The sequence below is a fragment of the Cellulosilyticum ruminicola JCM 14822 genome, from assembly GCF_001311925.1.
In the GTDB taxonomy this organism is placed as follows: Bacteria; Bacillota; Clostridia; order Lachnospirales; family Cellulosilyticaceae; genus Cellulosilyticum; species Cellulosilyticum ruminicola.
In genome coordinates this window covers 22,733-32,365 of sequence record NZ_BBCG01000039.1, presented here as the reverse complement: position 1 = coordinate 32,365, position 9,633 = coordinate 22,733, and the positions used below count along the sequence as shown (strand labels likewise).

Here is a 9,633-nt window from a genome sequence, read left to right as displayed (position 1 = left end):
CAGATGTCTATCAACCTATTGTTCTAGGTGACAAAGGATATATAGGTAATCATATTGCCCAAGAACTAAAAAATGAGAAAAATATGACCTTGCTAGCTTTAAAAGAAAACCCTTACCCAAAAGATTTAAGCAACTGGATCAGTAAGCATCGAAGACGTATAGAAACTACATTCTGGCAGCTAGCAGAACAATTCCATATCAATGAGGTATTAGCCAATTCAATGAGTGGCTTATTGGACGAAATCTATTAATATTATACAGTGAGTGCAATAGGCCTAATTATATTAATATATCAATACAAGATAGATAAAGAAAAATTTAAGATAAGAGGAATTAAGTCATTAGTAGTGATGGGACTACTCCTGTTAATGGGAGAAGTATGCATGAATAATAAATTATTAAAACAAATAAAGATAGAGAAAGATACACTTGTTGTAAACGATAATTATATCAATAACGGTTTTGTATTAACACTAATTAATGAAATTAATAACATAAAGGTTAAAAAAACACATGGATATACTAAAGAGGTAATACAAGAACTTATAGAGCCATATTTAAATAATGATAAATGTAATAAAATACAGCCTAATATTATTATGATAATGTGTGAAGCATTATATGATATAAATGATATAGCAGAGACAAAATTATCTGAAGATCCATTGGCACAGATAAAAAGTTATTCATCAGAGTATACAGGAGGAAAGTTAGGAGTTTCTGTATTTGGAGGAACTACTGCACAAACGGAGTATGAAGTTTTAACAGGGAATATGGTTGATTTTACTGGTAGTCAAAATATTGCTTAGATGAATTACATAAGACAAGGTCAAGAATCTGTGGTAGGTATATTAAAGGAAAATGGATATAGTACAATAGCTATACATCCATACCAAAAGACATTTTATTCACGAAATATGGCATATAATAAGTTAGGTTTTAATAAATTTGTTACAGAAGAATCATTTGTTGATGTAACTAGACCTAGAGCATATATATATATCAGATTTAGATGATATGAAGAAGGTTATTGAGGAATATGAAAATAATAAACAAAATGGACCTGTTTTTATACATACTGTTACAATGGAAAATCATATGCCTTATGATGATGGATATAAAATGAATAATATTACTGTAAACAATGATAAAGTAAGTGAAGAAAGTAAAAATTTATTAGAAACATACGCAAATAGTGTAAAGAATACAGATAAAAGTATTAAATATCTAATAGATTATTTTAGTAAGATAGAAAAACCAACTATTATAGTAGTATATGGAGATCATGCACCAGCATTAGGTGATGATTATAAGGTGTATAGAGAGTTAGGATATATTAGTCAGGGTGATACATTATCTATAGAAGACTATATGAAATTATACCAAACACCATTTATGATATGGAATAATTACGATTTAGAACATAAAAGATATGAGATAATAGATGCTTCATATTTAGGTTCACTAGTGTTAGATTATGCGGGAATTAATAGTGGCAGTTACATTTATTAGACCAAATGCAGCAAATTAAAGTTTATAATGAAGCATATTTGATAGAAGGAAATGGAACAGTAACAAATCGAAAGAATGAACTTATCAATAATGTATTAGATAACTTATGGTTATTACAGTATGATAGATCATTTGGCGAAAACTATAGGGCTGAATTAGAACATAAAGAAAATAAGAATTAACATATAAAGCATCATATAGAGCAGGTCATTAAATAGACTTATTTTATATGATGTTTTTAATTAAAAGCTTGTATTATATGGTTTGTTTGATTAAGAAGATAAGTATAAAATGGAAAGATTAGAGATGGGAAGATTGAGGTGATAAAATGATAACGATAGTAATACCAAATTATAATGGTAATAACTATCTAAAACAGTGTATAGATAGCATATATACTCAAACTTATAATGACTATGAATTAATCATTATAGATAATGCATCTACTGATGGTAGTTATGAATGGGTAAAACAATATAATGATATTAACTATAAAAGATTAGATAGAAACTATGGTTTTAGTCGAGCTGTAAATGAAGGTATTAAGTTAGCAAAAGGTGAATATGTATTATTGCTTAATAATGATACAAAACTGTGTCAGAACTTTTTAGAAGAAATGCTTAAGGTGATTGAAGGTAATCCACGAATATTTGGTGTAAGTAGTAAAATGATACAGTATCATAAAAAGAGTTTAATAGATGATGCAGGAGATGAATATACAGTTATAGGATGGCCATATAAACGTGGAGATGGAAGAAGTATAAACGAGTTTAAAAAAGAAGAAAATATTTTTAGTGCATGTGCAGGAGCAGCATTATATCGTAAGAGAATTTTTGATCAGATAGGTTATTTTGATGAGAAGTTCTTTGCTTATATGGAAGATATAGATATAAGTTATCGTGCTAATATTTATGGTTATAAAAATGTATATGCACCAAGGGCTCAAGTATATCATATAGGAAGTGCAACTTCTGGAGGGATATATAGTGAGTTTAAATTAAATATTTCAGCACGTAATAGTATTTATGTACCATATAAAAATATGCCATTATTACAGCTTATTATTAATTTACCTTGTCTAGTAGCAGGAATGCTTGTAAAACAAAGGGTATTTGCAAGAAAAGGATATGGACAAGCGTATAAGGATGGTTTAATAGAGGGTATTAAGACATTAAAAAATATTGAAAAAGTGCCTTTTAAATTAAAACATATACCTAATTATATATATATAGAATGGTTATTAATAAAAAATACTTTTAGATATTTTATGTTGAAGTTAAAATAATACATAGGTAATTAGATATTAATGAGGAGGGAAGGAATAATGAAAATACTTATAACAGGTGCAAATGGACAATTAGGTCTAGAACTTCAAAAACAATTAGCAACAAGTAGTGAAGAACTTCAGGTAGTTTCAACAGATTATTTAGATTTAGATATTACTAGTTTAAATCAAGTAAAAGCGAAACTTCTATATGTGAAACCAGATGTAGTTATTAACTGTGCTGCACATACAGCAGTTGATAAATGTGAAGAGGATATTGAAAACGCCTATAAAATTAATGCCATAGGACCTAAAAATCTCGCTATAGCATGTGATATGATTGGTGCAAAACTTGTACAAGTTTCTACAGATTATGTTTTTAATGGTGATGTACCAGGGGCTAGACGTGAGGATGATGTGACAGGACCACAAAGCATTTATGGGACAAGTAAATTACTTGGTGAAGAGTATGTAAAAACATTTTGTAAGAAACACTTCATCATTCGTACAGCTTGGCTTTATGGTGAAGGTAATAACTTCGTACGTACAATGCTTAAACTTGCTGAAACAAACAAAGAACTTAATGTAGTAGGTGATCAATTTGGTTCACCAACTTCAACGGTAGATTTAGCAAAGGCTATTATTGATTTAATGCAAACAGAGTACTATGGTACATTCCATGGTACATGTGAAGGAGAATGTTCTTGGTACGACTTTGCTTGCAAAATTTTTGAAATTAGAGGCATTGATATTAAGGTGAATAAAGTAACAAGTGAACAATTCGTAAGACCAGCGAAACGGCCTAAGTTTAGTGTACTTGATAACTTTATGCTAAGATTATATGGATTAAATAGCTTTAGAAATTGGGAAGAAGCTTTAAAAGAATATTTAGCTTAATTGAGTTAAGAAGAAATATCCTTAGATGAGTAAAGATACTTATTTAAGGGTATTTTTTGTACGCAATATATTACATTTAAAATTTGAAAAAAGTATCATAATATATCTAGATATAAAAATATAAGGAGGAGAGTATGAAGAGAAGAAATCGATTAATTTTAAGTTTAGTGGGAAGTATCATAGCAACAACTACAATGAATCCTAGTATTATAGTACCTGAGATATATGCCGCTAATATTGCTGTACCAACTATTAATCAAGCAGCATATAAAGATGATGCTGTGGCATTACAATGGGATATACCTATTAATGATACAAGTATTTTTGCCAGAGAAGACTTTGAACAACTTGGATTGGATTTACCTAATAATAATGAGATGACAGGCGTAAGATGGTATGGAAATATGTATGCTGTTGATGAGTATGGACATCAAAGAGATAATAATGATGCTGTAAGAAATTCATTAAAGATTATTAATGGTGTAGGATATGGAGGGACTAAAGGGGCTAAGGCTACAAAGACAGCACCTAATAATGGATGGTCTGGTAACTGGTATGACTATAAATCATCACCTAATGGACAATCAGACAGTTCTTATTATTATATTAACGACTACAAGCAACTTAAGGTAGGAAAACCTGCAATTGTTAGATTAAAAGCTAAAGGGTATGGAAATTTAGGAGTTGGTATATGTAGTAACTGGTCTGGAAATACCTATAAGTCTAGCGATTATACTTGGGCAGAAACATTGTCTCCAGAGGAATTGAAAGCTAGATTGATGGAAAAGAAGAAAATTAAAATTAACAATTCTAAGGAACAACCATACGATAGATTACATGTAACAACAGCAGAGTGTAAAAACTATACTTATGATTTTTATTTAAGTGTAGGTTCTGTAGAGAAAATAGATAATCAATGGTATTTCGTCCCTAATGAATGGCATGGTGCATGGTATGACTGTGTTAAACCAGGGCAAATATGTACAGGTGAAAATAGGGCTAATACAGGAATTGTTGCAGGCAAAGCAATAGACTTATTAGATATTAGTGAGGGGACATATGCTAATACCGATATTTCAACAGATGATTGGAAGAACTATTCATTTAATATTAGCATTTCAAATCGCAAGGAAATTATTGATACAGGATGTTACTTTGAAATATTACATAGCTTTTGGACACCATCTGAGTTATGCATAGATGATGTTACAATAGCCTATGCTCCTCTTTCTCGAGTATATAGAGATGGTAATCTTATAACACAAGATTATACCGCTGAATATAAGGATTCAGAAGCTGTTGATCAAGCGAGTCCAAATGCGCCAACTAATATGGAGGTTAAGTATGTTCAAGGCAGTGTTAATTTATCATGGGATGCTGTAGTGGATAATGGAACAAACCATACATACACTATCACTAGCGTAGATGAACAAGGCGTAGAATCAAATAAAAGCTTAGAAAAAGTAGTTAATGTAGCTAAGGGAATAGATCATTATGAAATATATGAAGATGGTAAACTTATAACTACTACAAATGGTACAAGCTGTACATTAGTAGATAGTGTTAATCTTAATAAACTATCTGTTATAGCTGTAGATAGGGCTGGTAATAAATCTGATATAACTACATTAGAAAAAGATGAGATATTGCCAACAGTGACACACAAGCTTAATACAGAAGACTGGATAAAAGATAGTCTAACAATTACAGTGCATGCGACAGATGAGGGCGTGGGCGTAAGAAATATTACAACACCTGATGGCAAAGTAATAGCTGGAGATACAGCTACTTTCGTGGTAAAAGAAAATGGCAAGTATACTTTTAAAGCATCAGATTTAGCAGGGAACATTGCAACATATGAGGTGGAAATTAGTAAGATAGATAAAAATGCACCTACTAAACCAGGTTTAGAAAAAGAAAAGGACGCAGTTAAGTTAACTCCAGGTACTGATAATGAATCAGGAATTAAAGCACATAAATATCATTTAAATCAAGGTGAATGGAAAGACTGGAATAGTGACTTGAATCTTAAGTCATTAGAAGATGGTATATATATACTTGAAGTAAAAGCAATAGATAATGTAGGTAATGAAAGTGAAAGTGCAACGTTAGACTTTAAGATTACTTATAAACAAGTTCAAGAAGCGATTGAAGCAGTAGATAAAGCAGAAGATACTTTTGAATTAGAGGATTATGAACATGCTAGAGAGTTGGTTGATCCATTAGATGAAAGTGATATTAAAAAAGAATTAACACAACGTCTAGATATGATGAAAGAAATTCTTGATGAAGAAATATTAATGAAAGAGCTCAAAGAAATTAAAAAAGGTGTTTCAGATGATAGCATTAGTGAGGAAGAATTTGATGCATTAGTAGAACGTTTTGAAATCGCTAAAGAAAAGGTTCAACATGTTTCAGACCGTACTACTAAAAAACGTATGCAAAAGTTAGTAGATGAAATAGAAGCAATTATAGCAGCTAAGAAACATCACTTAACTGAAAATACATTTAAGCTTACTGCTGTGCCACAAATTGAAGAAAATAATGTAGCATTAGATTGGAACACAAATATTAATTTATTAGATTATACATATCGTATTTTTGCAAGCCATAATGGCAGTGAAGTACAAAGCATTCCAGCCAAAGAGGAAGTAAAAGTATTAGAAATATATCCAGGCAAATCTTATTTACCACAATGGATTAATAGCTACGATACAGTAGGTAAGCTTACATGTGATGCTATAAGCATTGAGAAGTTTAATGCAAATCCAGAAGTGGCATGGGACTATGATGTGGTTGTATTAGGTTTTGCAGATTCATATAACCATAAAGATTTAATAGAAACAAGTGCTAATGAACTTAAAACGTATATAGAATCTGGTAAGAGTGTATTATTTAGTCATAATACATTAAGTGGTTATTATCCTAGACCATATTTAAATTCTTTAGCTTCATATTTAAATTTACAAACAACAGGTAATGATAAGACAAGGATAGTTTCACAGGCTTATATTGCACAAAATGGGGGACTTGTAAATTATCCTTATGCAGTAGGTAAATTAAATGAAGAAGTTACTGTTCCTACAACACATTCTTATGAAATTCCATCAGGAGATGTATGGGTGAAATTAGGCGGTAACAATCAATTCTATTTAACAACATGGAATAACTGTGCAATGATTCAAGCAGGACATACACCTAAAACAACTAATGAAGCTGAGCAAAAATTATTATTAAACACATTATATTATTTAGGTCAGATTACAGAGAATACAACTCGAATTGATTATATGGGTCAAGATATAGATGCACCTACTACTCCAGAAATGTCAGAGATTCAAACAGAAACAAAGGATGGTAAATTAAGATTCGATTTAGCAAGTGAAGATCAAGGTACAAACTATAGTTATTATGTAGAAGCAACATGTCTTAAAGACCAAAGTAAGATTCAATCAACTACAGCATCAGCACTTATGCTATCTGGATTAGAAGGTTATTCAATCGTTATTGATGAAGCAGAAAATACAGTTCCAGATGATGAAATAGAAGTAACTAATAACAACTATGAAACAGATGTAGATTTTTCTAAACCATTTTATGTGCATATTAAAGCGATAGATAAAGCAGGAAATAGTTCAGAAGTTAAACATTATTACTATACAGATACGATTGCACCAACGACTCCTAGCTTTAAGGTAGAAAATGATAAATTAATACTTGTACCAGGTGAAGATTATGGATTTGGTATAGCAAATCACTTATATAGCATTAACGGTGAAGAATGGAAAGAATGGAATGATAATATTAATTTATTAGAGCTTGAAGATGGCACATATACATTCTCTGTAAAAGCAGTAGATAAAGCACAACATGAGAGTGAAGTATACACATATACAGCTAATGTTTCTTATCATCAAGATGCAGTAAATGCATTACTTGAAAAGTTACAAGCATGCAAAGAAATATTTGAAGACTATAGCATTACACAAACGCAATTTGAAGAGACACTTGCTGAATTTGAAACATTACAAGAAGAAGTAAGTCAAATTGAAGACAAAGAGAATGTATTAGCTAATATTATTTCAGAGATTAAAGTAACTTTAAAACAAAGAGAAGAAGATGCTGAAGCAAGTGGTACAAAGGCAGTACATTATGTACGTTTAGCAGAGAGATATCAAACAGAAAGTTATATAGAAAAAGCTAAAAGCTATGTAGAAAATCTCATTGCATCTATATTCAAAAGTGACTTATTAAAGCATTTAGAAGAACTTATGGAAAGCCTTATGGGAGAAGAATCTGTAGCAGCTGAAACAGAAGGAATATATGATGTAAACGTAGTAAATACTGAGGAAACAGCAACAATAAGTGAAGTACAAGAAAGTGCTGAAATACAGAGTGCCGAAGAACAAGTAGAAGATACAGCTGAAATTCAACCAGAAAAAAGTGCAACAGTAGATATAGACATTAATAGTGAAGAAGCAGTGGATGAAATAAAATAGTAAGGAACGCAATAACTTTATAGTTAGAGTGTGTATAAAAGAGAAGAGATAGCTTAGTAGCAACTTAGAGTGTTGTGAAAGGTTTATCTCTTTTTTATGCATGTTATGTCCAAATAGTAATAAATGACCTAAGAGAAAAATAAAAATATTAAGGGACAGTATAGCAAACGGTTTATAAAAGAAAGGAGAAGCAATATGATGAAACCAAAAGCGAATCATTTTAAGTTAACATTAAATTCTATAGAGGATACGAAATCCATCGCTTTAAGTTGGCAAAAGCCTAATGAAGAAAGTAACTATATTTATAAGATATATAGTAGAAATACAAGTAAAGATACTCAGTTTAAAGAATTAAGACAATACAAAATGCGTGTATTAGAGATCTATCCTAAGGAAGCCCAGCTTAAGTATTGGGTGAAAGAGTATGGTTTGGGCCAGATAGAATGTTTTTCTATGCCAATAGAGGCTTTTAATAGAATTCCGGAAGAAGCTTGGAATTATGATGTTATAGTTTTTGGTTTTGCAGACACGAATAAGGGTAAAGACTTAAATGAAAAGAGTGCAAAGGTGGTAGCGGAGTATATTAAGGCAGGAAAAGGCGTTCTTTTTGGGCATGATACGGTAACGGCATCTAAGAAATACTTTAAACTTTTTGCAGAAGACCTTAATCTAAAACTGGAAGAACAAGGGGATAGGCAGCTTTCTTGGTGCAGTAGAATTTGTGTGAATAAAAAGGGAGCATTAACCTCTTCACCTTATGAACTGGGGAAAGTGAATACAAAATATGGTATTCCAACTTCTCATAGTTATTTTCAATATCCAGCTGGAGAGGTTTGGATGAAGTTTGAATCTGATCAGAGTCCGTATTTAACTACATGGAAGAACTGTGCCCTTATTCAAATGGGACATAGTGACGGTAAGCCAACTAACGAAGAACAAAAGCTCCTTATTAATACGTTGATGTATCTTGTAAAAAATATAAGAACAGTTACCTATTTAAAAGAAGATGAAAAAGAAAAACAGAAGCTTGAAATTGATGGTTTAAAAATAGATTTAGATACGAAGCAAATTCAATTTGATATTAAACATATAGAAACTAAAAGCCAGTATGAATATTATGTACAGGCAATAGATTTGGAAAAGGGGAATAAATTGAATTCCAATATAGAAGCTGTGCAGATGGAGAAGAAGTTAAAAGGGTATGCAATAACTATAGATGATCAGCCTTATACTGTACCGAAGCAAGAGAAGACTTGTAAGGTAAATCATTATGAAGGCACATTAAGTAAGCTGGAATCAAGATATATTCATATTAGTGCTATTTATACAAATGGAAGTACATCAGAAGCTTTACATTATTTAATACCAGCTGCATATTATTTAAAGTAAAATAAAAAGAAAAAGTTCACTAAGAATTTGGATTTTAGTGAACTTTTTGTATGTCTGTAGAAAGGAATAGTA

8 protein-coding genes and 1 pseudogene are annotated in these 9,633 nt (G+C 30.9%); all 9 read left to right on the top strand.

The window, feature by feature from the left end; genetic code table 11:
• Nucleotides 1-233: pseudogene (locus JCM14822_RS20985) on the top strand (IS982 family transposase); the annotation flags it as partial.
• Nucleotides 234-383: 150 nt separating this feature from the next.
• Nucleotides 384-809 (top strand): alkaline phosphatase family protein, encoded by a 426-nt coding sequence (locus JCM14822_RS12470; protein WP_054742713.1) that lies wholly within the window; start codon nucleotides 384-386, stop codon nucleotides 807-809.
• Entirely contained in the window at nucleotides 810-1,016 is a 207-nt protein-coding gene (locus JCM14822_RS25060) for a sulfatase-like hydrolase/transferase (RefSeq protein WP_054742712.1), read from the top strand.
• 1 nt (nucleotide 1,017) lies between these two features.
• Complete coding sequence (locus JCM14822_RS12460) at nucleotides 1,018-1,512, top strand: sulfatase-like hydrolase/transferase (RefSeq protein ID WP_054742711.1); 495 nt, start codon at nucleotides 1,018-1,020, stop codon at nucleotides 1,510-1,512.
• Nucleotides 1,513-1,517: 5 nt separating this feature from the next.
• On the top strand, nucleotides 1,518-1,694 hold the full coding sequence (locus JCM14822_RS20350; protein ID WP_157047746.1) for a hypothetical protein: 177 nt from the start codon (nucleotides 1,518-1,520) through the stop codon (nucleotides 1,692-1,694).
• Nucleotides 1,695-1,840: 146 nt separating this feature from the next.
• Nucleotides 1,841-2,797 (top strand): glycosyltransferase family 2 protein, encoded by a 957-nt coding sequence (locus JCM14822_RS12455; protein WP_054742710.1) that lies wholly within the window; start codon nucleotides 1,841-1,843, stop codon nucleotides 2,795-2,797.
• A 39-nt stretch (nucleotides 2,798-2,836) separates the two neighbouring features.
• A complete protein-coding gene (rfbD, locus tag JCM14822_RS12450) occupies nucleotides 2,837-3,673 on the top strand; it encodes a dTDP-4-dehydrorhamnose reductase (protein WP_054742709.1) in 837 nt (278 codons plus the stop codon).
• Nucleotides 3,674-3,807: 134 nt separating this feature from the next.
• Nucleotides 3,808-8,172, top strand: a complete 4,365-nt coding sequence (locus JCM14822_RS12445) for a DUF5057 domain-containing protein (protein WP_054742708.1) — start codon at nucleotides 3,808-3,810, stop codon at nucleotides 8,170-8,172.
• 195 nt (nucleotides 8,173-8,367) lie between these two features.
• Complete coding sequence (locus JCM14822_RS12440; protein ID WP_054742707.1) at nucleotides 8,368-9,561, top strand: DUF5057 domain-containing protein; 1,194 nt, start codon at nucleotides 8,368-8,370, stop codon at nucleotides 9,559-9,561.
• The last annotated feature ends 72 nt before the right edge of the window (nucleotides 9,562-9,633 follow it).

What these genes read in the sequence shown, in the direction of transcription:
- JCM14822_RS12470 (WP_054742713.1), top strand. Translation starts at nt 384, where the DNA reads ATGAATAATAAATTATTAAAACAAATAAAGATAGAGAAAGATACACTT.
- JCM14822_RS25060 (WP_054742712.1), top strand. Translation starts at nt 810, where the DNA reads ATGAATTACATAAGACAAGGTCAAGAATCTGTGGTAGGTATATTAAAG.
- JCM14822_RS12460 (WP_054742711.1), top strand. Translation starts at nt 1,018, where the DNA reads ATGAAGAAGGTTATTGAGGAATATGAAAATAATAAACAAAATGGACCT.
- JCM14822_RS20350 (WP_157047746.1), top strand. Translation starts at nt 1,518, where the DNA reads ATGCAGCAAATTAAAGTTTATAATGAAGCATATTTGATAGAAGGAAAT.
- JCM14822_RS12455 (WP_054742710.1), top strand. Translation starts at nt 1,841, where the DNA reads ATGATAACGATAGTAATACCAAATTATAATGGTAATAACTATCTAAAA.
- rfbD (WP_054742709.1), top strand. Translation starts at nt 2,837, where the DNA reads ATGAAAATACTTATAACAGGTGCAAATGGACAATTAGGTCTAGAACTT.
- JCM14822_RS12445 (WP_054742708.1), top strand. Translation starts at nt 3,808, where the DNA reads ATGAAGAGAAGAAATCGATTAATTTTAAGTTTAGTGGGAAGTATCATA.
- JCM14822_RS12440 (WP_054742707.1), top strand. Translation starts at nt 8,368, where the DNA reads ATGATGAAACCAAAAGCGAATCATTTTAAGTTAACATTAAATTCTATA.